The 25,179-nt window shown below is 37.5% G+C and carries 20 protein-coding genes and 1 pseudogene; 2 read left to right on the forward strand and 19 right to left on the reverse strand.

Features of this window, described 5'->3' with window-relative positions; genetic code table 11:
* Positions 1 to 85: 85 nt before the first annotated feature.
* The 10 genes and pseudogenes from EHS13_RS35800 to EHS13_RS35840 form a co-directional block, all read right to left on the reverse strand.
* Positions 86 to 1,825 (reverse strand): ABC-F family ATP-binding cassette domain-containing protein, encoded by a 1,740-nt coding sequence (locus EHS13_RS35800; protein WP_155705085.1) that lies wholly within the window; start codon positions 1,823 to 1,825, stop codon positions 86 to 88.
* A 388-nt stretch (positions 1,826 to 2,213) separates the two neighbouring features.
* Positions 2,214 to 3,458 (reverse strand): DUF4153 domain-containing protein, encoded by a 1,245-nt coding sequence (locus EHS13_RS35805; protein WP_155705086.1) that lies wholly within the window; start codon positions 3,456 to 3,458, stop codon positions 2,214 to 2,216.
* A 35-nt stretch (positions 3,459 to 3,493) separates the two neighbouring features.
* Positions 3,494 to 3,587 (reverse strand): annotated as a pseudogene (locus tag EHS13_RS37705) (helix-turn-helix domain-containing protein); the annotation flags it as partial.
* Positions 3,588 to 4,037: 450 nt separating this feature from the next.
* Positions 4,038 to 4,343: a hypothetical protein gene (locus EHS13_RS35810; protein ID WP_155705088.1), complete on the reverse strand. Its 306-nt coding sequence runs from the start codon at positions 4,341 to 4,343 to the stop codon at positions 4,038 to 4,040.
* A 138-nt stretch (positions 4,344 to 4,481) separates the two neighbouring features.
* Positions 4,482 to 6,206 carry a hypothetical protein gene (locus EHS13_RS35815; RefSeq protein WP_155705090.1) on the reverse strand — a complete coding sequence of 575 codons (1,725 nt, stop codon included), beginning with the start codon at positions 6,204 to 6,206 and terminating at the stop codon, positions 4,482 to 4,484.
* Positions 6,181 to 7,302, reverse strand: coding sequence for a dsDNA nuclease domain-containing protein (locus tag EHS13_RS35820; RefSeq protein ID WP_155705092.1), 1,122 nt, complete (start codon positions 7,300 to 7,302; stop codon positions 6,181 to 6,183). Before EHS13_RS35820 ends, EHS13_RS35815 begins: the two co-directional genes overlap by 26 nt.
* A gap of 601 nt (positions 7,303 to 7,903) precedes the next feature.
* Positions 7,904 to 10,759, reverse strand: coding sequence for a COR domain-containing protein (locus EHS13_RS35825; RefSeq protein ID WP_155705093.1), 2,856 nt, complete (start codon positions 10,757 to 10,759; stop codon positions 7,904 to 7,906).
* A 537-nt stretch (positions 10,760 to 11,296) separates the two neighbouring features.
* Entirely contained in the window at positions 11,297 to 11,776 is a 480-nt protein-coding gene (rlmH, locus tag EHS13_RS35830; RefSeq protein WP_155705095.1) for a 23S rRNA (pseudouridine(1915)-N(3))-methyltransferase RlmH, read from the reverse strand.
* A gap of 45 nt (positions 11,777 to 11,821) precedes the next feature.
* Complete coding sequence (locus EHS13_RS35835; RefSeq protein WP_155705096.1) at positions 11,822 to 11,989, reverse strand: CxxH/CxxC protein; 168 nt, start codon at positions 11,987 to 11,989, stop codon at positions 11,822 to 11,824.
* 48 nt (positions 11,990 to 12,037) lie between these two features.
* A complete protein-coding gene (locus EHS13_RS35840) occupies positions 12,038 to 13,243 on the reverse strand; it encodes a S1C family serine protease (RefSeq protein ID WP_227013723.1) in 1,206 nt (401 codons plus the stop codon).
* Positions 13,244 to 13,409: 166 nt separating this feature from the next.
* Between EHS13_RS35840 and EHS13_RS35845 the strand changes: the two genes are divergently transcribed.
* Positions 13,410 to 13,616, forward strand: a complete 207-nt coding sequence (locus EHS13_RS35845; protein WP_155705100.1) for a hypothetical protein — start codon at positions 13,410 to 13,412, stop codon at positions 13,614 to 13,616.
* On the opposite strand, the gene EHS13_RS35850 is transcribed toward EHS13_RS35845, so the two are convergent.
* The 6 genes from EHS13_RS35850 to EHS13_RS35875 all read right to left on the reverse strand — a co-directional run bounded on the left by EHS13_RS35850 (position 13,585) and on the right by EHS13_RS35875 (position 20,864).
* Complete coding sequence (locus tag EHS13_RS35850; protein ID WP_155705102.1) at positions 13,585 to 14,391, reverse strand: MBL fold metallo-hydrolase; 807 nt, start codon at positions 14,389 to 14,391, stop codon at positions 13,585 to 13,587. The genes EHS13_RS35845 and EHS13_RS35850 overlap by 32 nt on opposite strands.
* A gap of 27 nt (positions 14,392 to 14,418) precedes the next feature.
* Positions 14,419 to 15,171 carry a two-component system regulatory protein YycI gene (gene yycI / locus EHS13_RS35855; RefSeq protein ID WP_155705103.1) on the reverse strand — a complete coding sequence of 251 codons (753 nt, stop codon included), beginning with the start codon at positions 15,169 to 15,171 and terminating at the stop codon, positions 14,419 to 14,421.
* 98 nt (positions 15,172 to 15,269) lie between these two features.
* The gene (locus tag EHS13_RS35860; RefSeq protein WP_155705105.1) at positions 15,270 to 16,562 is read right to left on the reverse strand and encodes a YycH family regulatory protein; all 1,293 of its coding nucleotides are present in this window, start codon (positions 16,560 to 16,562) and stop codon (positions 15,270 to 15,272) included.
* Positions 16,559 to 18,415 carry a cell wall metabolism sensor histidine kinase WalK gene (gene walK / locus EHS13_RS35865; protein ID WP_155705107.1) on the reverse strand — a complete coding sequence of 619 codons (1,857 nt, stop codon included), beginning with the start codon at positions 18,413 to 18,415 and terminating at the stop codon, positions 16,559 to 16,561. The genes EHS13_RS35860 and walK overlap by 4 nt, the downstream gene beginning before the upstream one ends.
* A gap of 24 nt (positions 18,416 to 18,439) precedes the next feature.
* Complete coding sequence (yycF, locus tag EHS13_RS35870) at positions 18,440 to 19,147, reverse strand: response regulator YycF (protein WP_155705109.1); 708 nt, start codon at positions 19,145 to 19,147, stop codon at positions 18,440 to 18,442.
* A gap of 151 nt (positions 19,148 to 19,298) precedes the next feature.
* On the reverse strand, positions 19,299 to 20,864 hold the full coding sequence (locus EHS13_RS35875) for a M23 family metallopeptidase (RefSeq protein ID WP_155705110.1): 1,566 nt from the start codon (positions 20,862 to 20,864) through the stop codon (positions 19,299 to 19,301).
* Between the two features lie 180 nt (positions 20,865 to 21,044).
* On the opposite strand from EHS13_RS35875, the gene EHS13_RS35880 reads away from it, so the two are divergent.
* The gene (locus EHS13_RS35880; protein ID WP_155705111.1) at positions 21,045 to 21,263 is read left to right on the forward strand and encodes a hypothetical protein; all 219 of its coding nucleotides are present in this window, start codon (positions 21,045 to 21,047) and stop codon (positions 21,261 to 21,263) included.
* Here the strand turns inward: EHS13_RS35880 and EHS13_RS35885 are convergent.
* The 3 genes from EHS13_RS35885 to EHS13_RS35895 form a co-directional block, all read right to left on the reverse strand.
* Positions 21,260 to 21,994 (reverse strand): hypothetical protein, encoded by a 735-nt coding sequence (locus tag EHS13_RS35885; protein WP_155705112.1) that lies wholly within the window; start codon positions 21,992 to 21,994, stop codon positions 21,260 to 21,262. The two genes, EHS13_RS35880 and EHS13_RS35885, sit on opposite strands and share 4 nt — an antisense overlap.
* 122 nt (positions 21,995 to 22,116) lie before the next feature.
* Positions 22,117 to 23,541: a C39 family peptidase gene (locus EHS13_RS35890; RefSeq protein ID WP_155705113.1), complete on the reverse strand. Its 1,425-nt coding sequence runs from the start codon at positions 23,539 to 23,541 to the stop codon at positions 22,117 to 22,119.
* Between the two features lie 191 nt (positions 23,542 to 23,732).
* Positions 23,733 to 25,019, reverse strand: a complete 1,287-nt coding sequence (locus tag EHS13_RS35895) for an adenylosuccinate synthase (RefSeq protein WP_155705114.1) — start codon at positions 25,017 to 25,019, stop codon at positions 23,733 to 23,735.
* Positions 25,020 to 25,179: the final 160 nt, after the last annotated feature.

The following is a 25,179-nucleotide window of genomic DNA, read 5'->3' on the forward strand; positions in this document are numbered from 1 at the left end:
GAGTTTCTTGGAGAAAGATCCTCAACACATTGCTATGGCCAAAAATAATGGATTCTTGTAATCATTTCAATCAGAGGGTTGTAATTTAAAGCAGCTTAATCAGCTCTTCTAGCTCAACAACCAATACTTTTGCAAGTTCAAAATCAGTATCTTTTAAAGCCAATTCTATTTTCATTTCAACTGATTTTTTATTTTGTTCAGTTTCTATATAGTCCATATCAAAATGACTAGCATAAATCATTTGTCTAAATTTTCGCATACTCATTTTTCTAATCGTCTTATCATCAATGATCAAAACATAATCCATACCATTTACAACGGAATAGAAATCATGAGAAATCATGAGAACAGCACCTTTATAGGCTTCAATGGCTTTCTCCAGCGCTATTTGTGCATAGGTGTCTAAATGGCTTGTCGGTTCATCAAGAAGCAATACGTTTGCTTTACTGGCAGCAACTTTAGCCAATTGAAGCAGATTTTTTTCTCCACCAGATAAAGATTCTATCTTTCGATTAACGATTTCTCCTTCAAAGCCATAGTTTGAAATATGCGATCTAACCTCATCGTAAGTTTTAAATCCAGCATCGATGAATTCTTCTAGGATTGTATTAGAATCCTTTAGCATTTCGCCTTGAACCTGAGATAAATAAGCCATTTTAACATCCGTATTTATTTCAATTGAATCATGATTATTTTTAAAGATATCTCGGAGTAAAGTCGTTTTCCCGGTACCGTTTGCACCAATAATGGCTACTTTATCAGTTGATTTTATCTCAAAGTTAACATTTTCTAAAAGCAACTCATCAAAGGCAACACTATAATTATTGACATTTATAACAATGGTGTCTTCCATTTCATTATCAATACCAAAACTAATATTCGGTTGCTTAATATCAACAAATGGCGCTTTGATTCTACGCGCTTCCAATCTTTCTTGAAACTTAACTCTAGCTTTTAATGCTTTCCCTCTAGATGCTTCTGCATTATAAGTTGCAATAGCTCTAAGATTAATGATTAGGTTCTCGTTTCTCTCAATCTTTTCATCATCAGCGATTGTCAGTTCTTGTAACTCAATTTTAGTCTGAAGTAATGAGAAGTTATAATCCATATATCGCCCATCAAACTCTTGGATCTCCGTGTTTTCAAGGTGTATAATTTTGTTGAAACAATGATTCAATAGATATCGGTTGTGCGTAACAACTAACAGTATTCCTTGGTGAGAATTAATAAGATCTTTAAGCGCATTTAGGTTTTCAAAGTCTAAAAATACATCTGGTTCGTCCATAATCATTAAATCTGGACTACTAAGCATTTCCTTCATCACTTGAATAAGTTTGAATTCCCCACCACTCAGGTCGGATACCCTAATATCTTTTAGCTTCATGAGGTTTGCTAAATTTAGTTTCTTATTAATATTGCTTTCAAAATCATCCCCACCGATTGAATCAAATGCGTCTAAAGCAAATTGATACTTTTCTAATAACGAATCAATATCCGAGGATGTTTCCATTTCAGTACAAATAGAGGTTATTTCATTTTGTATCTTAATAAATGCTTCCCCTATATATTCAAAAACGGTTGTTTCTTTAGTTTTATCTAGTTGTGAGAATTGACTTACATGCCCAATTTTGCAATCCGGGTCTATTTCTAACATGCCCTCGAACATATATCTTTCTGGATCCATCAATATATCTATCAATGTACTTTTCCCGCTTCCACTTGTTCCTATAAAAGCGCAATGTTGTGCCTCTTCTAACGTAAATGAAATGTTTTTATATAGTTCTTTTTGCGGAAATGAGTAGGATAAGTTTTCAACTTTTATCATAGTATTACCTTTCTTTATAACTAAATTCTTTATAACTAAAATAGTGACTATTATTGGATGTATTGCAAAACATAGGTTTTGAGTTCACCGTTATTAGAGTAACACTGTTTACATCCAACTACAACAACTTCAATCCATTTGTATCCCCTCCCTATCCTTTAAAGGAATATACTTCTTCTACAGGGAATTGATTTAGATAAAATAAGCCGACAGGATAATTTTCGGAAATAGAATGAAAAATAAGACCGCCTATATCATAGGCGATCCGTTGTAAGTACTATGTCTTAAAGTATATATGCAAACTCAGTCTCTACTAAGGAATTCGAAGCGTTTTCCAAAAACCCTATCTTCCTCGAAATGAGAAAAAAGAATCCCGAACAGGAATGAGTTAAAAAATTAAAGGAAAGGTAAATGCAACGAAAGCTGCCCAAAGTCCATAAATCGGCAAATACTTAGTAACAGCATCTTGAATGGCTGAAGGTCCGGATTTGTTTTGTAGAAAACGTATATAGGAGAGCATAATCCAAATTAGATTGGCCAAGATAAGTATGTTTACACCTAAAACAGCAAGTCTGTTGGGCGTAATCCCGTAAGAAGAAACCCTGAACACTATGGCTGATAAAGCCACACAGTCTATAATAAGAACAAGAACGATTAGGGCAAAATTTATATAATCAGAAATGTTCTTTTTCTCGTTTGTGCCGCTTTCGGTAATGGAGAATATGGTGACGGCCAATACACAAAGAAGTATTCCATTGAAGGATAAGAGGAAATTGCGGTCCAAGAACGGATTCTTTCCGACCCAAATAACTGTTATAAGATAGACCAACATTGTGGCCAGTACAAGAGGACTAAAAATTTTGGCTATATAGGGTGCAATATTCTTAGAATGTTTCAGGTTACTTGATACAAGGTATGCAGCCACAATGGAGAGAGCGACAGCACCAAATAAAACGACATTTTTAAAATAGAATTCAGATATATCCATGCCGACCATTCTAAATAACTGCATGGTTAATGCTGTTAGCAACATCCCGCTGATTGCCATACTGGCGTAGAGTATGCCAAATTCCCCATTAAATTTAAGATAGGCTAATCTTTTGCTGCCTATTCTATATTCATTTCCTGCAAATGCAAGTCCTAGTAATACCCATAAGAAAATGGGAAGGTGTATATAAGCCAGGATAATAGTGTCTTTCAGCTCTAGCGGCAGTATATTAAGATAAAATCCGGAGATGAGGAATAGCGATGCAAGGGTGTAGAGAACATTTTTTTTGGGGGGGTTATTGTATACAAAATAGGCAGCAATAAAGGGAAGTATACCAAAAACAAGATTAATAGGGGCTATTGCTTGCTGTTCGACAAAATGAAAAATGACCCTGGTGCTTATCCCCGCCAGAATGGCTAAAATGCCCATGAATAAGAAAGCTTTTTGAAGCCAAAAAGCTTTTTCTGTATTTGCCGTCTCCTTAAAAAGCAATCTTTCATACCAAACGGCAAGAACCTGCGAATCAGGATTTTGTTCCCAGGCGTATGAGAATGACTTTTTAAAAGCTTCGGGTTCTTTTCTAAACATTCTCTCCAGCTCATTGGGATTGGAAATATTTTCAATAATATGATTATTAATATCCATGGTAAAACCTCCCCTAATAATTGTCATATTAAGCCCTATCTACTTTTGTATTCTAAAATATTGCCAAGCCGACATTCTAAAGCCTTACAAATCACCTCAACTGGTGGATAAACGAATTACTTTGCCTTTTCAATATTGAATTTATCACAAAACATATTGTTTTACAATATATTTTAATTGTTATGAGATATGTTATTGTTGTTTTAAACATAACACTAAAGTTTTATACAAAGACAAAAAGCATTTCTTTATACTAAGAAATGCTCAGCATGTTGAGAAACCTAAACAGTTTTTTTGTAAACATATTCTTAATCTATTCACTGTGTTAATTTGGTATTTTATCTTTTAAGGCAATGCCTTATGCTGCGTTCCAATTCGGTGGGATGGACCTTTATCCCCCTAAGCCCAAAAGACTTCCTACCAAAAAAATTCGCTTTACTTGTGATACGGTTCAGCGTATCACTTTTGATGCGAATTTTGATTTCTGTTGAGAAAATAGAGTACTAACCTAAAGGTTGGTACTCCGTTTGTTTAAACAAATAAACACAATAACATTTGTGCTAGTCTATAGTGAAACATTTATTCATTAAATTGCTTTAGATTACTTTCAAATTCATTTATCAAAACTATTGCTTCCTCACTCTCTTGACTATTTATACCACCATTCTGTATTTTAGCAATTACTTGATCACGGAGAAATGAAATAATTCCTTCAGGAGCGTAATTTGAGTGAAGATTATTATAATTATCAGAGTAATAATTTAATTTTGTTGATATTCTCTGAAGCATTTCAATTTGAGTAGAGTTTAATATTGTATTTCCCTTCAGGTAATTGCTTATTGAAGGAAAATTACCTAGTTTTTTACTTTTACCTGATTTTTTCAAAAGTATATCTCCTCTATCCTATTTGAGATAAAAACTTGTCATTTTTTAATATTAATTAGATATTTTGTTATATTGTGTTATTTAATACATTATATCAATAAAATATCTAATTCCATCAGGTTGCTCATTCAATATCCTTCAATTAATTATATTCAAAGTTTCTTCTAAGTAATCTTCCATGCTTCCATCATAGAGAGATAAAAAGGCACGTTCTCTAGTTCCTTCTCCTATACAGATCAATTTAGCATTTCCATTAAAATAGCTCTTATTATATTCATGTATATTCTTTTCGTCTTCTTTTGTCTCTGCTATTGATAGTATTAATTGAGTATCATTAAGTTTATATTTTCCAATAAACTCTACAATTGCATTTTTATTGTGTTGCTCAATATCTTCTTTAAAAATTGCATCGAGCATAAATGGAAAACGATGTATATCCTGTGTACTTTCAATTAATTTATTTAATGCAAAGTTATATGCAAGTACCGTTTTATGAAGTTCGACCCCTTGTGAAGGAAATGCTGAAATTTTATATAATGATGTATATCTTTCTTCTATTAAAGTTTTTATACCTAAATCATCAATATATGCTAGAAAAATACGCTCAAATTCTTTATTCTTGTATGATCTGGATTTTTCAACCTCTTCTTCAGTTTTAAACTCTTTGAGACTATTTTCAATGTCTACTTTTTCGGTAGTCAGTACTCCTAACTTATATATAATATCGTTAATCAATTTTACATTCACTTTATTTCCTAGCCAACTATCATAGGAAATATTATGATTAAAATGTTTTTTTAATATTTGATATGCTTTTAATATATTTTGTTTGTTGGTATCTATATTCTTTCCCAGGGAATTGATTTCCCCTTGTAGTTTCTTTATAATTTCTTTACATTTTTTCATTTCGACCTCAGTATCATTCTCTTCTTGTAGATATTTATACGATGCTTTTATACTAAAAGAAAGCTTTTGATCACAAGCAGGGCATGTACCATTTATAGGGTTTTGTTCCTTGTGATGTCTTGACACCTTTCGAAGTAAAGACTGTCTTTCTTTAAAATAGCTCTGTTCATTGCATTTAGAAATATATTCTTCCTCATTTTCATTTAATTTTACCTGATTTTCACTGTGCGACTTAATATACTCTAATGATTCCTCAATAAACTCTTCATCAACTAGTTTTGTAATTTGAAATTCATCGTTATTTTTTTCTAAATTTAAATAAAATTTAATTTCTTCTTCTTTATTTTTTAATTTTTTTTCCAATTCCTGTTTTCTTTCTCTATCAACAAGAGATTCTATCCCTAGATAATAGTCCAAATAATCTTCTTTAAGGTTTCTATAATACTCAAAACTACTAAAAGATTTTCGAAGGTATACCCAACCTACTGACTGTGGTATATAATAAGGCAAAAACATTGCTTCGATTGGAGCCGGTTTATATCCATCCTTATTCTCTAATTTTAGAGAAAAACCAAATAAATCATGCATGTACCCTTTAAGTTTTATATGTTCCGCAGAGTTATTCCCCTTAATTCCATTAAACCTCCTAACAGGATAATTACCCCTTTTAATGAATAAGGTTTCATCCTCTCTAATAAAAGTAATACCTTCTTTTTTTTGGCTGCAAATTACTTGGCAGTCTAACCTTAAGAAAACACCTTCTTCAATAATTTCTTTCAAATAGTCATTATTATCATTTATCCCAAAAGTATAAAGAATCAACTGAAATACTGTGCTTTTACCAGATGTATTTTTTCCGTAGATAATGTTTACACCATCATCAAATTCTGCATAAAAATATTTATTTGTACGTTCTGAATATGCAAAAAGTTTATTTATTATTAATTTTGTTTTCATAATGTTCCCTCACTTCTATATATGCTGCATAAATAGCTGCCTTTATACTTAACTCTGATAATTGAGAACTAATGTTATTTCGAAACATGTTGTATAACTCAAGAATACACTCAATATCCACATTAAAACTATTCATCATAAAACTATTTTCTCTAACAAAGGAGAGTATTTTTTGATGTTCAACTTGTTGATAGTCTTTAAACCTATCAAAACTATTATTAAAATCCGACTCGAATTTACTCCTATCTGTTATAACAATTTCTAAATTTTTACACACTTCTTTTTTTTCATCACGCCACATGTCATATGCCATCTTTTGTGTAGTGATTACATCAATTGCCTGATTAATTTTAACGCAACTAACACGTTTTGATTCATCCATTAACTTTACAACATTACCTCGGTTTAAAGTATTTTCTACATCTCTAAATAGAAGTAATAATGTGTCTACAGCAGCTTTAGAATCACTAACTTTTTCTTCAAATATTCTTTTGAACATTCCTACTAAATTGTCCTTTTGCCCCTGACTCTTTTTTGGTAAATCAATATATGACATTGAAATATTATTTAACTCCTTTAATCCCTCTAAATCCTTGTCTAATATTTTTTTTATTTCGGTTTCAATTTTACTACTAATTTCTTTATCTAGATCGATAAATCTATAACTACTACTAGTTTCATTAACAGTCATACTTATCTTTTTACCCTTTGTACTTCCATTAACGCTTAACTTAATAAAATTATTTGTTAGAAACTCTAATTTATGTACATATCCTGCTACTTTTGGCATACTATCTGCATGCAAAGATAATCCTACATTAGTCATCTTTATAAGCAATTCATAGATATCCTTACCCAAACCCCACTCCTTAGAAGATTTTTTGGCTTGATAAGAGTCAATCGAAGAAATTAGCTCGTCTTTGGTTTGATAACAAAACAAAAAATCATCATGATGTTCTAAGCAGATAAAGTATTTGCTATCTTTTAATTTGTCATATTTCTCAAACAAAAAGTACAACGCACAATGTTTTTGAAATTCAAAACCAATTGAAGCATGAACACCTGCATTTACAGCAGTTTTATTTTGATTTTCCATAGTTCCTCCCCCTTTAATAGCAATGATCTTATCTCTAACATTTTCTGATAAATAATAATTAAAAGTACTATGCTATATATTCAAATAGTTTCTATGCTTTCTGACTTTAAAGATAACAACTTATTCTTGATGTCCGCGATTTTTCCATTATTCGACTATATATTACTTCATACTACAATTTCGGTTTGATTTTAGCTACCATTTTTTGAAAATTTCACCTAGATATTTTAAATTTGTCTGGTATGGTATTTATATTAATTCTAGCGGCTATCAAGTTGTACAAATACTTTGGTTATTATCTTCTTTTATTACTACTTATAAAGAATTATTTTTCAATGTGCTTATAACCTGTAAATTATAATAGTGTTTTTGTATTTATCTGGATCTTCAAAATTCAGTTCCAACCTATATCATCTAATAATTTCTCTTATTACCAACCATTTTAAGGACTCACACCAAAAAAATTCGCTCTACTTGTGATACGGTTCTGTGTATCACTTATTAGGCGAATTTCACAAAAAAAAGGACAACCCCTTTAATGGTCGTCCTCCTCGTTTTGTTGGAAACCTCTGTCTACCAGATTAATATATTTTATTTCTATTTATATACTTTTTTTCAGAAAAAATTTTGGAACTACTGGAATACCACACCATTCAGCAATACTATTATATTTCTCCGCTACGTCTTGTAAGATAGAGTATCCATTCTTAATTCCGTTCACTAGTTTACCCGTAGAAGATTCTGGTTCACTAACTTCTTCCAAGAACCGTCTAATTTTATTTAGGGCTCCAGACTTGATTACTTCATCTTTCGTTTGGGCGGAATCAAGTTTTTGTAAACTTGAATTAAGTTTATCAAAATCTGTAACAATAGACGGTTCAATGGCAACAAGTTCATCCTTTAATTCGTTTATACATCCTTGCAACTCATTAATTGAGTTTCTAATTTCAATAGTAATTGTAGTAACATTTGAAGCATTCGCACTCGTATTAATAATATTATTAAATATAGGATTTATATTAATTTCAGACATACCTTTTCTCCTCTCATTTTTTATTTGAATTCCGTCCAACAGCATTATAATGTCAACCATTTCAAGTGAATTCTTACAACGTTCTTCGATAATATCTTTTGATTCTAATTTACTTAAATAATTAAAGTCATGTAGGTAATTACAATTTGAGTTACAATTACATAAAACCTTTTCCAGAAAATCAATCTTTGGAATACTCCTGTGAATTTGCTCAAAATTATTCCTTATATATGCTAACAATTCACGACGATTTCTGGTGTTTATACCACTTACTTTTATCTCAACATATCTTTCTGTTATACCATCACGTAGTCTTACAAAGCCATATGCATCTTTATATTGAAGATATGCTCCTTTCCTCCAGCACATTTTCAAACCATTATTATCAATTAGAAACGAATGCGATTTAACTATAAATTTTGTCATTATACCTGCTGGTAAAAAATTATAATCATATCTAAAATTCAGAGTAGATTCCGATTGAAAATCAAGTTGTAGAGTTTTTTCTTTATTATCTAATAGTTCAACAACAAGAAAAGTGCTGTTTTCAATAACGAAAGATAGTTGAAAATTATCCATAATCTTTAGTATATATGGATAAGTATATTCAGGGTACATTTCAATATTATCCCAAATTTTTGGCAAATCATTAGAGTACAAAATTCCATTGCGCTCTTTTAAAATATTAGCCTGAGCATCTAGGATTTTATAAACGGCATCTGTTCCCCATTCAGGACTAAGAATAATAATATTTTTGAGTAACAAATCATCATGAAAATGTAGCACCACACCTAAATCATGAAGATATTTTATTAGACTGGATGCCTCCTCACTATCAATCGCATGTTTAGTACAGATAGTAATGTAATTATGGTAAGTAATTATATTTATTGTATTAGACAATTCTTCTAATTCATTTCTAACTCTTATCCAGGACGAAAACCATAATGTTTCCATTAATGGTAGATATTTAGCTTGATTAATAATCTCTTCTCTCAGTTCTTCTATATTCGTATTGTCTTGGCAACTAACGTTATAAGCATCTACTATCTGAGGAAACCGTAATCTTAAATCATTAATATCAATTTGTCTTATGTTTTTTCTAGTTTCATCACATTTATTAACAACAATTATTATAGGACTATCATTCGCAAATGACTGTATTGTATTGAGCCAATAATCAATACGTCCATACTCTTCTTCCTGTCGTGCATCCCATACAAATATATATAGAGAACGCTTCGTTAAAAAAAACTGATGTGTTGAATGGTATATCTCTTGACCACCAAAATCCCATGTATTAAGCCTATACTGCTTACCCTCAGATTCAAAACACCAATTAGCAATATCAATTCCTTCAGTCGAAACACCCTCAACATATTGATTGTTTATTATTCTGTTTAATAAACACGTTTTTCCAACTCCACCTTGTCCCACAATAATCATCTTTGATTCATTAAGTATAACTTTTCTTTGATCGATTTGATATCGAAGTATAAAGTCAATAATCTGGTTGGAAGTCTGATTAAATATTTCAGGTGGTATAATATCTGCGAGTGGCGTGCTTTCTAAAGCAAATATCTTAAGATTCTTTAATTTTTTTATTGTTGAAGGAATTGATTCAATTTTACTACGTCCCAAATATAATAATCTTAATTCTTTTAAATTACCGATATTTTCTGGTAATGTCGTTATTTCTGCTCCAGGCAAATATAATTTTTGTAGTTTTTGCAAGTTGCCAATACTTTCAGGTAAATAATTAAAAGAATCATTTATTGCTAACTTGGTCAAACTACTTATCTGACAAATTACTTCAGGAAATTCTTTAAAATTTGACCCATTTAGATTAATAGCTAATAAATTATTCAGAATAGAAAACTCCTTTGGCAAATGTTCTATTCCAGTTCCATATAAATTTAAATTGACAAGATTTTTTAAATTACCAATTTCAGAAGGTAGAGTAATATATTTATTATTTGAAGGGTTGATTTCTATATCGGCTCTTGGTCCAGAATTACCTAAATCTAGAATTTCTAAATCTGTCAAAATTCCTATTTCCGGAGGAATCTCTCTTAATCCACACATTGATAAATCTAGTATTCTCCATTTATTTTCCTTAGCTTCATTTATCAATTTAAGCAAATCTTCTAAATTTAACAATTCGTATGTCCTTGTATACGGTAATTCAAGTTTTCCGAAAATATCAAAATCCTCATCTGCATATTCGTCTTTATATCTGTCCACGTAAACATCATCATCATCATCATCTTCTTCTTCTTCTTCTTCTTCTTCTTCTTCTTCTTCTTCTTCTTCTTCTTCTTCTTCTTCTTCGTACCAATCACTTTGATTTTCTATTTCGTAGGTTTCTTCTTGAAAAAATTCATCATCACTATCATCGGATATTGTTATTGATTTCTTTGTCATACGAATTCCCCCCATTGTTAAAATACTTTATCGAAAAAAATAATTTTACATATTTATTAAGTAACGGACGGGCAGTAAAACGAAATAATATAAGTTGGAAATAAATAGCAATATTAATCATAATAAATGTAAAAGGTTGTTTTCATTTGCGAGGTTAATTTGAACCATAAAATCCGTCTCTAAAGTCTATACCATATTTATATTCCCATCGGGACATGAACTGAGGGAGATGTAATTGATCATTGAAGATAAATTTTTTTGATTGTCAAGACCAAATAACTCCTCACATAATAGTTTAGTGTACTTTAGCAAAAAAAAAATCATTAGATTGTATACATAACAAATTAGTAAAATACTTCAATATATGATAACACATTATGGAAATAATAGGATTACATTCGACAATATATTTTATTGAACATCGTATTTCAAAGTGAAGAATCTCTAAATCTAAATTAAAGACCTAATAAGGATCTATTATTTATTAAATCCATATAAGCCAACAATCTCCAGCAAATAATATTCGCCATAATTCGCCTATTTGTGATACTTCTCCCTACGAATAATCTTATAAGCCCGATAAACCTGCTCAACCAAAATAACCCTCATCAACTGATGAGGATAAGTAATCCTCCCGAAGGAGAGAAGCTGATCAGCCCGCTTCATAACTGCACTTGAAACCCCATTGGAGCCTCCAATAACAAAAGCAATGCTGCTCCTCCCATCCACCCCAAGCTTATCAATCTGCTGCGCGATTTGCTCGGAGGACCAAGTCTGGCCCTCAATAGCCAAAACAAAGACGAACGCTTCGCTCTTGATCTGTGCGAGGATGCGTTCGCCTTCTTTGTTCTTGACCTGCTCTTCTTCGGCTTCACTCATGTTGTCTGGCGCTTTTTCGTCCGCTACTTCGGTAATCGTCACCTTAGCATAAGGCCCCAAGCGTTTCATGTATTCCGCAATGCCGTCGGTCCAATATTTTTCCTTGAGCTTGCCGACGGCTATAATTTGAATAAACAACCTAATTACCCCCTGCACAGCAAGCTCTTATCTTTTACCCTCACTCTAAACCACCAAAAAACGAGCCGCTTCTTTACATTCGTTACAGCAAGCAGGCGGCTCCCAGCTTTTGAATTTAACCTCATGGAGGTCAATTAAGTCCGGTGCTTCTTCGTACTCATCAACAAAACGGTCAATCGCTAGCTCTACATGCTCTATACAAACAACATACATATTTAGTATCCCTCAAATTCTTTAGTCTTTTCATTTTCATGCTTCATGCTAGTTTTCCGGCATCTCGCCTAATGTTACGGTAAGCTCACTCTTTTTCTGTCCTCTATAATAAGTGACGGATAAGGTATCGCCGATTTTTTTATGATCAAATAGGTATTTGCGCAGCTCGAAGGAACTTTCAATTGCTTTTCCATCTAGCTCGACGATTACATCTTTCTCCTTCAAGCCCGCTTCTTTAGCCGGTCCAGAGGATTGCATAACGATAACGCCTTTTGTAATTTCTTTTGGCAGCTCAAGCACTTCTAAGCCTTCGGTAAACATCTGTAAATCACTTGGCCCAATTCCCATATATGGACGCTTTATTTTATGATCAAGGATAAGTGCTTCAAGAATGGGTTTAGCTTCATTAATCGGAATCGCAAAGCCCAAGCCTTCTACGCCTGACTCGACTATTTTCATACTATTAATGCCAATTACTTTGCCTTCTATACTTACCAAAGGTCCACCGCTGTTGCCTTGATTGATCGGCGCATCCGTTTGTATTACGTTCATTTCCCAAGCCACTCCGCTGTCTTTACCAATGGTTGTAGGCACTATGCGCATTGGAGCGCTAATGATTCCTTTAGTTAAGGTTTGGGCAAAATCCATCCCCAACGGGTTGCCGATAGCAATTGCCGTTTGCCCAGCTTTCAGCGTATCGGAATCACCGAATTCTGCAAACTCCGTAACACCTTTGCTATCGATTTCCAACACGGCTAAATCTGTAAAAGGATCCCGCCCCACGAGCACTGCTTTTCGACGGTCTTTGTTGGCTAGGACGACTTCATAGGAGGTTCCGCCTTCAACCACATGGTTGTTCGTCACAATCTGTGCCTTATTATTACCAATTCGAAAAATAACACCCGAGCCCAATCCATACCCCTGCCCTTCAGGAGAAACGGGATCTTCCTCGGATTTAATTAAGCTGATGACACTCACGACTGCTGGCCCCACCTTGTTATAGGCTTCAACCACTCGATTATCTTCCTGATCGCTAGTTTGCCCTAATGAGGTAGAAGCAATCACGCTTTGCACAGCTTGACCCGTAGAACCAGCAATACCGCTAATCCAGAGGACTAGTAAGACAAGTAATGCTCCACTAGCTGCAGATAGAAGTGCAATCCCTACCCGGCTCTGAGACCGCCGACCAAATGAGTTTCGCTTCGACGCCTTCGTCGAGTAAAAATCGTCTTTAAAAAAACTCAAGCTGATCACTTCCTCTGCCTTATTCCCCTACTTCTATACTGTTTAACGGGCAATTGGTTAATGTCCATTAACAGTCTATATCTCTTTATAAATATTTGGAATGTTTTCTCTTAAATCGGTCTAAACTAGAAGAGTTGTTTCATTTATATTTTACACTTACTGAAGGAGGTCAACCATGAATAAGATTTCCCATCTCGAACAAGTCGATTATATTGGCAAGCTCGCCGATTTGAAGGAACAGCATTACCAGAATACCCTTATTCTTAGCGCTATGCTTGAGCTTCTACTCGAGAAAGGCCTGCTCACTCATCAGGATATCGAGCAAAAAGCCGCACAGCTGGACGAAGCCCTTACTCTTCACTCAACCTATCCCACGGAGTAGCGCGATCATAGTATGTATCCTTAAGGGTAATGCCTTCATCCTTAGTAGATATTCCATTATCCTGCAATATATTCCCTACCGTCATTCTCGCCAGATCCATCATGTTATGGTCGCGACTGAGATGAGCCAGATACACTCGCTTGGTCCGACTTCCCAGTACTTCAATTAACCCTTCTCCAGCGGCATTGTTCGACAAATGACCCTTATCTCCTAGTATACGCTGTTTAATGCTCCATGGGTATTTTCCCATGCGCAGCAGTTCAATATCATGATTCGATTCTAGTATTAATACATCGGAATCTTTAATCTGCTCTTTCACTTTGCCGCTCATATAACCTAAATCCGTAGCCACGCTCAGCTTCTCTTCCCCATCATAGAAACAATAGCCCACAGGCTCAGCAGCATCATGCGAAATCCCGTAGGATTGAATTTGCAGAGAACCTATCTCTAGCATTGAACCCGTTTCCATGACATGCTGCTTCTCTGCGGCTATTGTGCCAATTTGCTTATTGAGTGCTTCCCATGTTTTTTCATTGGCATAGATCGGCAGATCATATTTGCGTGCAATAGCCCCTAAGCCTTTGATATGGTCGGAATGTTCATGCGTCACGAGAATGGCGTCGAAATTCTTCGCAGATTCTTCGCGTTCCAGCAGCAGCTGATCTATTCTTTTGGCGCTTAATCCTGCATCAATTAATATAGTTGCATCGTCATTGGCTACAACCGTAGCATTTCCTGTCGATCCGCTTGATAATATGCTAAACCGTAGTCCCATGTTTTCGGCTCCTCGCCCTGTCTTCAGCTAATTCTTGGTTTGCTCTTGATTTCCCTCGACTGCTCCGCTAAAAGCTTGCACATAATAAGGTGCACCCTTTTCCAGAACAATTCTCCAGAATGGCAGCATCGGCTGCGTATCCGAGTTAAAACGTTGTCCATGATAACCCAGTTGAATGTCGGTAATCACCGAGCCAACTGGCAAATAATTCTCAGCTAAGCTGCGAACCGCCGTGTAAGCAGAGATGACCTTTGTTTCCTTCTGCTCTTTTTGCTCTACACCTAATTGTACTTCAACAAAGGCTTGTTTGTAACCTGTGACTTGGGAGTTTTTTGTGAATAGCTGCAAGGTTACATCGAACAAAGGCACATTCTCACTCATTTGATTAAATAGGATCTCTCCCGGCTTTTTTATTCCCTCATCAAGCTGATACTGAGTTGCATTAGGAATGTCCGCTTTGAATGCTAAATCCCGCAAACTATTCTTAGCTGTAAAGCTTGTATAAGGAATTGGTGCTGCCAATACAGTCATTTTCGTTTCTTCATTATTACCAGCAAATTTAACCGAGATTTGCCTCAACTTAGGAACAGCACTCGGGATTTTATTAATTACTTTAATGTTTTTACTAGCCAGCACTTGCTTGGTTTCCTCTTTAAAAGCCTTCATATCGGAATTGAGCAGAGTAGGATCCCAGCGAGTGACCCACATCTGATAGCCTAGCAAAAGATTAAGAAACAGAAAGGACAATATCAAAACCATTTTCGCTCGGCCCCAGTCCATGGGTCACCTCCTTTATAAAAAGTAAATCTACAGTGCGTGATAGATATGCCTTCCAGACACACCCATCACTTCCTTCCGCCTACTTTTTAAAACTCACCTTAGTAAATAAATTCGTTAGTGCCGTCCTTAAGCTCGACTGCCCATCTTGGCACAAGGTCGACTTTGTTGCCTTTGACCACCGTCACTTGGTAAGCTGGAAAGATAGTGACGATCTCTTGTCTTTTGCTATAGGCCTCAATCAAGTTATCCAACGTCTTGCCACCCGGCAGAAAGGCTTCTTTCTTCACTATGGTGTCGGTATCAATTTTGATCAGTGATCGTTCGTAGACCGATACGACCCCTCTTTGCAGAACGAGCTTGATATAGCCAAAATTATTCGGAGCTAATCCAATCAACGGATAGTTGTCAACGTACTGGCGATAAAGGAAGGTTTGCGGTCCTGTTTCTAATTCAGAGCTCATCTGACTGTAAATGTAAGTGCCATTCCAGCCGCCGTGCTCGTTAATAAACTTAATGGAACCCAGCAGGTTTTCTTCCGCATCATTGCTGTTGTCTACCGGGATCGAGATCGGATCGGAATATTTCATCCAATGAGTATCGTTCTTCACCTGCAAAGCCCTTTTGCCATCTGTATATATTTGCGTTAAATCTCGCTCCACAAAATTCCGCGTCATACTGGGATCAACAAACAGGTTGCGTTTTAGCTGATCTGCTGTAAATTGACTGTAAGAGGCTTGGATTTTTGCGATCGTTATTGCTTCATCCGGTAAATAATAATCACCTGTCACGCTATGATATTTGGTTAGATATTGCCCGAAAGCCACATATTTCTTGACGTTATCCGCGGATATATCGACCTTCATTGCTTCATAAACGACCGAATCTTTGTCTGTCAGGAAATACGTATGCACATCATCCGTATTGGCAACCAGATAAATCCAGATTCGCGTAATCATCTCGTCGATTAAAGGGGCTTCTTGCTTGATTTGCAGAATACTCTGCAGAACATGCAGCGGAATCGCCTCCTTAAACCTCAGCTCTATCCCTGGATTCTGTTTGCGAATATAGTCCCAATTGAGGTCCAACGAGGATGTTTCGGTACGACGTAATCCGTCATAGAATTTGCGTTTGAGAAAATCATCATAAACCATACTATAAAATTGTAGGCTCAGGGGTAGCAGTGTATGTGTGCTATTGCCAGAATGAAGAATAATCTGCTCAGGGAAGAGAATATCACCGAGCTCCGCTTGCGTACCGATGACTTCATTCTCCACATAATCAGTTTGCACCACATTATCGAACTTCGGTGAGCTATAAGCTAGAAAATAGCTTTGCACCAGGCTTACAAGCACTAATATGGTTAAGGTTATAGATTTGATGCGCTCCATCATATCTCCTCACTCTCCCCAGCTAAGTAAGGTATCGTGAAGGTGACGCGAGTGCCAATATTGTATTCGGATTCCAACAGGATATCGCCACCATGCGCACGAATTATTTCCTGGGCAATGGATAGGCCGAGACCTGTTCCGCCCATGTTTCTAGATCTTGCTTTATCCACCCGATAAAATCGTTCAAAAATCCGGCTCAAATCCTTCTGCGGAATCCCAATCCCATTATCTTGAACGAAGATCTCTAGCTCATTCTGCGCATTTTTCCGCGCACCTAATTCAATCCGACCACTATCACCGGTGTACTTAATCGCATTGGAAACTAAGTTATCCAATACCTGATCTATTTTATCGCGATCAATTAGAATGGTTGGAAGCTCCTGCTCCACTACGATGAAGATTTCTGTATTCCGCTGTAGCAGCTGGAAGGCGAACCGATCGGCGACTTCTTCTAGCATATCCGACACCGTTATCCATTCCTTGGCTAGCATGGCTTCCTTAGAATCCAACCTTGATAGATGCAGTAAATCCGTGACCAGACGAATCATTCGCTCCGTCTCATTCCGCGTTACGCCCACAAAACGTTGAGCCAGTTGAGGCTCCTCAAGAGCGCCACCCTCAAGAGCTTCTAAGTAACTCTTAATTGTCGTCAGCGGTGTGCGCAGCTCATGTGACACATTAGCTACGAATTCACGCCGAGCTTGCTCAAGCTGCTCTTGCTCCGTAACATCCTGCAGCACGACGATTGTTCCCGTGACGCCCATCTCTCGACGTTGAATCGGTGTAAAGGTAACTCGAACGGTCAAGTCTTCGCCATTGGGGAAGGATACATCAATTAGATTCGTATTGGTTTGCCCTATTTGGCGCGGCAAAGCCATCTCTGGGGATATCCTCAATATTTGTGCCAACGGCGTGCCTTCAATTTGATCATCTAGCTGCAGCATTTGCTTAGCAACCTGATTGATAACAATTACGCGACCTTCCGTATCCGTTGCGATTACACCATCACTCATATTAGAGAGAATCGAGGCTAACTTGTCCCGCTCTTCCTCATTCAAGGATAAGGCTTCCTTCAATCGTTCCGTCATCCCATTAAAGGCATGGCTTAGCTGGCCAATCTCATCCTGCCCTCTAACCTGCAGCTGATGATCAAAGCTGCCTGCGGCAATATACGTAACCTGCTTCGTAATTTCTTTAATTGGACTGGTAATGGTATGAGAGAGTATAACGCCAAGGAGCGCGGTCATAGCAAGGGCAATAATTGTCCCTGACCAGAAAATTTGTTTAATCCGTTGAATAGTTGTAAATGTATCTTCCATAGAAGCCACGATATAGACGACGCCAATTACTTTACCGCCACTGCCAATAGGCCGAGCGATAAACTTCTTGCGTTTCCCATCTACATCGATGAGGATTCCATCATTATCACTTTCTGTGATGTTCTGCAGGGCTCGACTGACGATGGGTAGCGTATTCTTCTGTCCGACAATATTCTCTGCATTCGACTGCGAGCTAGCCAATACAATTCCGTTCGCATCAATCACTTGAATATCTGCATTAATGACTTTATTCCAGTTGCCAATATCTGTGCTCAAATCCGCGTTTCTTTTCTTCGCTTCCACGGTCTGGTCGTCCACGATTTTACCGTCTTGGTTCGTAGGAGTTAAGTAAGAAGCCATCGATTGTGCAAACAATTGCGCTTGCTGATCCAGGGTATTCGAGAAATTATCACGGAAGGAGCTTTCCATCGTTCTCATAAAATACAGCCCAATTAGCTGCATCGCAAATAAAATAAGCAGAACGTACATAATAATCAGCTTAACCTGAATCGTACGCAAAAAACGGATGCCTTTCATACAGCCTTTCCTCCAAGCTCCAAGCTAAACTTTGGGCGTACGCATCATGTAGCCTAGACCTCGACGTGTGGTAATATACTCCGGATGACTCGCATCGTCTTCAATCTTCTCCCTCAGCCTACGAATCGTAACATCCACAGTACGGACATCTCCGAAATATTCATAGCCCCAGACAGCCTGCAGCAAATGCTCACGTGTCATGACCTTGCCGCTATTCTTCGCCATATAATAGATCAATTCAAATTCACGATGTGTTAAATCAAGTCCAACCTCATCTTTATACACAATGTACATCTCATTATCGATCAACAATTTATGAATACGTAAACCATGCTGTTCCTTGGATTCCGCTGTTGCAATCTGCGCCTGACTTTGGCGGCGTAACCGCGCTTTTACACGAGCCAACAGCTCACGTGCGCTGAATGGCTTCGTCACATAATCGTCAGCACCCATCTCAAGCCCCAGTACCTTATCAATCTCAGAATCCTTGGCTGTCAGCATGATAATTGGTGTATTAAGCTTAGCCCTAATTTCGCGGCATACATCCATTCCGTCTTTAACAGGCAGCATTAAGTCAAGCAGTATCAAATCCGGCTCCTCTTTAAAAGCAAGCTCAACCGCTGTCCCGCCATCATAAGCACAGATAACCTGATAGCCTTCCTTCTCTAGATGAAACTTTAGAATATCAGCAATCGGCTGTTCATCGTCCACTACCAGAATTTTTGCGAACAAAGCAACCACGTTCCTCTCATAATCCCATTTCTCGCTTACGGTAAACGGTCAGCAAATATAATAAGTTGAAAGTTATCCGTATAGTTCTATTGTATCAAAAAAAAGGCATTGCCGCGAAACAAATTGTTCCGTGCCCTGCCTTTCCCAATGATTACCGATTTAAATATTTAAGCGGGTTCTGTGGAGAATCATCCGATCTTACTTCAAAATGAAGATGAGTCCCTGTGGAATCGCCTGTACTGCCCATAACGCCGATTTTCTCACCTTTTTCGACAGTGGTTCCGACGGTTACGCCAATTTTGCTGAGATGACCATATAAAGTTTTGTAACCATTGAGATGATCGATAATAATATGATTGCCGTAATCACTTTTGTAGCCTGCGTAAATGACTTTTCCATTATCCGCTGCTAGGATGCTGCGATTGCCTGAGGTTAAATCTACACCCTTATGGAATACACCCCAGCGCGTCCCAAATCCACTAGAAAGGCTTGAGCCCACAACGGGCCAAGCGAATTTCCCTGTACCTTCGCCAAGAATAACCTTGGTTCCTCTAATCGCTTCAGCTGCTTGAGGTTTGACTGTAACTTCTTCACTAAGCATTTTCTCATCTTCCATAAAGCCATTAAGCTTAGTAAGCTCAATCGTGACTTTCTTCATTCCATTGACACCAGACTTGGTTTTTTTAACAATCCCAGCCCGCATGCTGTCATCTAATTTATAATTCGTTTCGAATTGAATTTCTTGATTCTCGATAACTCTCTCTACGGTACGCACTGAAAGTGTAGGCTCTAGCAAGGTCAAGTCCAAAACCTGTCCAATTTGGAGTCGGTCATCCTCTACTAAAACAGGATTATTAGTATAAATTAACTGAGGCGATATATCGAATTTAGCAGCAATGCAAGAAACGCAATCTCCGTCCATAACCTTATATTTTTTAGGCTGAACATCACCTGTCTCGAGCTTTGCGACAATTTTATCCGGATCCATTAATGCGTTAGCGTCAATATCAACTTCATTAATATCAACCTTCTGGACAAAATCTGCTTTCTCGACTTGGACATCCACGATATCTGAAGATGCGTCCTTATTCTGTGCGGAGAGAATGCCAACTTTACCAGCAGCTTTTGCTTTGCTCGGCAGGTATTTAGCCTTAATGCGATCAAGGATTGCATCCGCCTCAGCCTTATCTCTCACCGTACCGATTAGCTTGCCATCCACTACTAATTCAATGCCCAAAGTACGCACTGTTAACATAGTATCCAAGTTATGTAGGGTAGCAGTATCTTCACTTGCGATTTTGAAAGCCCTTTCAGGCTTTAAGGTGACCGCATCAATATTGACGACCATGTGAACATTGGGGTTTTTTTCCTTTAATTCTTTTACTTTAGAAACCTTGAAATCATCAACAAGCTGCGGACTACTGACACTTCCCGCTTCTTTACCATCGACATAAACGTGATAAACTTCGACCATATTCGCATTCACATAATGGTTTCCGCCTACCGTAATAGCTGCGATTAAACCAAGCGATCCGACGCTCTTAATCATGAGCATGCGGTGCTTTTTAATCAATGAAGGGCCGTTTCCGACTGCCATCCATCTAAATTTGCTCTGTATATTTTCTTTCCAATTTATCTTCTTAATGTTGGTGTTCGTCTGTGTTGTCCATTGCTGTAGTTTTGTTCGAAGCTTATGAGCTCCTTTGAAAAAATTCATGGTATTCCCCATTTCAAGCTTTTTTACGAAACATTAGATAATATCGCCAATTTACACTCCATAAAATAGAAAAAAAAGAGTCCTTTACAACTTTAACACAACACGACTCATGATTTCAACTTGTTTAGCGTAAGTATCAGATACGTTCGTAAATCAATTCAATTATATGGGGGTCAGTTCATGGAAACCACTCTTACGGCTGCATTCAAAAAGAAAACAGACCTGGATCTCGCAGCAAAAGCACTTCGAAAACAAGGCGTACTAGATTTAAGGATTCATAATGTGATAGAGAATAAGGAATCATCTGGCACTACAACCTACTCTATGGATGTCTTCGTAGAGAAGTCTCGCTGGCGGCAAGCAGAAGATACCCTTATTCGACATGGTGGACAGCTTTAATAATTAGCTAATAAATCTTGAAGCTCTTTATATTCATCAGGCTCGAGATATTGCTCGACCATCTTCTGAATATCGGCCCATTCAGCTTCCGTTACTCCATCCTCGACATAAGTGGAGAGCTGTTGAAACTCCGTTTGTGGCAATCTTGCGGCAAGCAATGTGAAAATTTGGACTTTATCCGCTTCGTTGAGCTCGTCCTTCATCTTAGTGAATTCTTCAGCGGACATAACTAGCTCTTTCTGCTTATCACCACTTTTGGATGCTTCTTGACCGCTTGCTCCGCTCGATTGGTTCCAAACCGAGATACTGTCATCTGGCACTGCATCCACACCTTGAGAATCAGCTGCTACAGGAGTAGCCGTTGGATTAGGACTTGTTGTACTTTCCTGATCAGCATTCACATCTTTTATAACAGGAGTGTCTGTCGTTTCGGGATCTGCCGGTGTCTGGCGTGATGGTTCCTCCGTCGACTCTGCATTTTCAGTCAGCTCGGACGTCTTTTCGGAAGCTTGATTATTAGAAGACGATGGTTTCAGTATATTTAGGCTTGTCGACATTTGTGACAAAAAATCAGAAAAATCTATTTTGGACTCTGCACTATCCAAATGATATTTTGCTAATAGCTTATCCACATACGTATGTACGGTTACCCAAGTCAAATATACAGTCAAGCTTGCAATGATCATGGTTTGAATAATTATTTTGGTTAACCAGTTTACTAGTTTTATCACGGTTCACTCTCCTAAACGTTTCCAGATAATGACTAGTATGGACCAAAAAGTAGTATTCTAACGCTTAGAAATAAAAAGAGCCCTGCAGCAATAAAACACTGCAAGACTCTTCATCGAATTTTTTAAACATAAGTAATAGCTTGCTTGCCCATCTGCTCCCAAGCGGCTATGAAGGATTGCTTTTGAATCTTCTTCTTAGCTCCAGCAGGATCATTAATGAAGATATAATCCTTATCGTAACCAACAACCAGAACAGAATGCTCTTTCCAAGTAATTTTCATACTGCCGTTAGGGGTTCTCAGATTTTCAAAGCTTGCTTGAGATAAGGGAGTAAAAATAGAATTAGTAATGATCCAAATCGGGTTGCCTTGGTCGAGTGTATATAACAAATCATTAAAGCTAGTTCCCGTCATATTAACTATACCTTTCGGAATATAGGCTTCGGCAAGCTCGGCTATCGGCCCGTTGTATACACCAAAACCTGGTTGACTGAACGTATAGATATTGCCGACAAAGCCTTCGTTGGGATCTCCGTAATAAGCTACTGTATTAACTTCCTTGGCGAGCGTCATTTTATTGGCGTTTATACCTGCATGCTGCAGCAGCATCGTTAAAGCGGTAACCTCACAGCCGCGAGCCAGCTCGGGAAACTGCAATACAAGCGGGATATTAATATACGCCGATGCTTTAATAGGTTTTACATTGCTCCAAACGGCTTGATCTTTGGAATGGAAATACACGGAACTATTCGTATATTGTTTGGCCAGGCTAACTGCTTTAGAATACACAGTTAAATCTTTCACAAAAATTTCTTTCTGATAGACACGGTAAGGTAAATAATTATCCCATAACCAAGCACCATCTTTTACCGTTCTAACGGATGCATGGCTATATAGCTTGGCGTAAGTAATCGCGCTGTTTGCCTGGTCAAACCACTCCATTGACTTCTCACCTTGATAAACGACATAAGGGAAACCGGCTTCGAGCTGTTCAAATGTCTGGGTGAGAAACTCATGGAGGGGTTCGAACTCTTCACTGTTAATATTACTAATAATTATAAGTCCGTCCTGATAATAAATTTGCTGCTGAAAAGCTTCTACCATAACTCTAATAGGTACATAGGCAACTTCTTTCTTCATAGAAATAGGAATAGGGCTTAATACAGTTTGACCGTTAACCGTTATTTCAGCTTTACCAACCCATAATTCCGCTTTTGTTGTGGAAGTAGTTACCTCCATTCCATTAGTCACATCGTTCCAGATTAGATTTGCACCTAAGCCTTCTGCAACCCCTCTTATTGGAACCATCGTAATTCCTTTTTCCAAATAAGGAGCTGGGATCTTCTTAACCTCATCCCCGATGGCAGCTAACGTGCTATTCACTAGCATAACCATACTTACTTCTGGACTAACTATTAAACTCGCTAATTCTTCCGTTACATTTCCTGGCTCAACCGAATCTGCATAAGCTGGAGCTGATGCACCTTCAATCCAATAATCTCCCATTACCAGAACAGCTATTAAACATATCATTTTGATTATCCGCATATCATTCACCTCTTGTCGTAATTTGTCATTCTCATGTCATTTATTACCACGTTATACGAGATTAGAAACATTTAGTTTCTGATTGCAACAACTAGGTATCTATACCGACAAAAGAGCACAAAAGCAGCACAAAAACAGCATAAAAAAGCGAACCTCCGAAGAGATTCGCTGTGACTAATAAATTTAATTAATTAGACATAAATGGGTGTTACCAGATTAGTTTGCTCGCGATTACGTCCTACGGAGAAGATAGCAATTGGAATACCTGTTAGCTCCGCAACTCTTTCCACATAACGTCTAGTTGTTGCTGGCAAGTCATCTAAGCTGCGAGCATTGGTGATATCTTCGGACCAGCCTGGCAGCTCTTCGTAAACCGCTTCGCATTCCTCCAGCATTTTCAAGCTAGCTGGGTAATGCTCAATAACCGTTCCACGATATTGGTAGCCCGTACAAATCTTTACGGTTTCCAATCCAGATAGTACATCCAATGAGTTTAATGAAAGGCCAGTAATTCCGCTAACTCTGCGAGCATGACGGATCACAACACTATCAAACCAGCCTACACGACGAGGTCTACCTGTAACCGTACCATATTCATGACCAGTTTCACGGATTAGATCACCAATCGCATTATTCTGTTCTGTAGGGAAAGGACCATCGCCAACACGAGTAGTATAAGCTTTAGCAACACCAATGATGCTATGAATCTTAGTTGGTCCGATACCTGCTCCATTACAAACACCGCCTGCCGTTGGGCTGGATGATGTAACAAACGGATAAGTACCTTGATCAATATCCAACATAACCCCTTGAGCGCCTTCGAATAAAACATGTTTATTCTGATCAATCAAGTCGTTAAGCAGCACAGAAGTATCGGTTACATAAGGACGTAAAACTTCAGCATAGGCTAGATATTGCTCAAGAATCGGCTCTATTTCCAAAGCGGGGTGACCATATATTTTTTCAAGCACAATATTCTTCTCAGCCACCAATAGACGAAGTCTTTCTTCGAACAAATCGCAATCCAGCATATCCGCGATTCGAATCCCATTGCGTGCCGCTTTATCTACATAACAAGGGCCAATGCCTTTGCGTGTTGTACCGATTTTGGAAGCGCCTTTACTATCTTCCTCTAATCCATCCAATAACAAATGATAGGGCATAATAACATGCGCACGATCACTTATCTTCAAATTAGCCGTAGAGAAGCCATTGTCTTGCACATATTGAATTTCGGCAATAAGCGCTTCCGGATTAAGCACAAGTCCGTTGCCAATGACACATAGTTTGTTTTGATTAAAAATACCTGAGGGTATCAAAGTTAGTTTGTATTTTTTATCCTTAATAATAATCGTATGTCCTGCATTATTACCGCCTTGATATCGAGCCACCACATCTGCAGATTCAGCCAAGAAGTCCGTAATCTTCCCCTTGCCTTCATCGCCCCATTGGGTTCCGACAACAACTACTGTTGACATGAACATAACCCCCGTAAGGTCCCTTAAAGGTCCCTTTAATTTTTTCGTTCCCAAACACAGCATTTATATTGTAGCAGTCCAAATAATGAAAGTCAACGAATCCCAGAGAAAAACCGGACAAAAAACGAACGTTTACGAGAACTTCATCTCAATCGTTCGT

Source organism: Paenibacillus psychroresistens (assembly GCF_009728935.1).
GTDB classification, from domain to species: Bacteria; Bacillota; Bacilli; order Paenibacillales; family NBRC-103111; genus Paenibacillus_AC; species Paenibacillus_AC psychroresistens.

What these genes read in the sequence shown, in the direction of transcription:
- EHS13_RS35850 (WP_155705102.1), bottom strand. Translation starts at nt 14,391, where the DNA reads ATGGGACTACGGTTTAGCATATTATCAAGCGGATCGACAGGAAATGCT.
- EHS13_RS35880 (WP_155705111.1), top strand. Translation starts at nt 21,045, where the DNA reads ATGGAAACCACTCTTACGGCTGCATTCAAAAAGAAAACAGACCTGGAT.
- EHS13_RS35890 (WP_155705113.1), bottom strand. Translation starts at nt 23,541, where the DNA reads ATGCGGATAATCAAAATGATATGTTTAATAGCTGTTCTGGTAATGGGA.
- walK (WP_155705107.1), bottom strand. Translation starts at nt 18,415, where the DNA reads ATGAAAGGCATCCGTTTTTTGCGTACGATTCAGGTTAAGCTGATTATT.
- EHS13_RS35820 (WP_155705092.1), bottom strand. Translation starts at nt 7,302, where the DNA reads ATGGAAAATCAAAATAAAACTGCTGTAAATGCAGGTGTTCATGCTTCA.
- EHS13_RS35860 (WP_155705105.1), bottom strand. Translation starts at nt 16,562, where the DNA reads ATGATGGAGCGCATCAAATCTATAACCTTAACCATATTAGTGCTTGTA.
- yycI (WP_155705103.1), bottom strand. Translation starts at nt 15,171, where the DNA reads ATGGACTGGGGCCGAGCGAAAATGGTTTTGATATTGTCCTTTCTGTTT.
- EHS13_RS35845 (WP_155705100.1), top strand. Translation starts at nt 13,410, where the DNA reads ATGAATAAGATTTCCCATCTCGAACAAGTCGATTATATTGGCAAGCTC.
- EHS13_RS35895 (WP_155705114.1), bottom strand. Translation starts at nt 25,019, where the DNA reads ATGTCAACAGTAGTTGTTGTCGGAACCCAATGGGGCGATGAAGGCAAG.
- EHS13_RS35815 (WP_155705090.1), bottom strand. Translation starts at nt 6,206, where the DNA reads ATGAAAACAAAATTAATAATAAATAAACTTTTTGCATATTCAGAACGT.
- EHS13_RS35835 (WP_155705096.1), bottom strand. Translation starts at nt 11,989, where the DNA reads ATGTATGTTGTTTGTATAGAGCATGTAGAGCTAGCGATTGACCGTTTT.
- EHS13_RS35800 (WP_155705085.1), bottom strand. Translation starts at nt 1,825, where the DNA reads ATGATAAAAGTTGAAAACTTATCCTACTCATTTCCGCAAAAAGAACTA.
- EHS13_RS35875 (WP_155705110.1), bottom strand. Translation starts at nt 20,864, where the DNA reads ATGAATTTTTTCAAAGGAGCTCATAAGCTTCGAACAAAACTACAGCAA.
- EHS13_RS35805 (WP_155705086.1), bottom strand. Translation starts at nt 3,458, where the DNA reads ATGGATATTAATAATCATATTATTGAAAATATTTCCAATCCCAATGAG.
- EHS13_RS35825 (WP_155705093.1), bottom strand. Translation starts at nt 10,759, where the DNA reads ATGACAAAGAAATCAATAACAATATCCGATGATAGTGATGATGAATTT.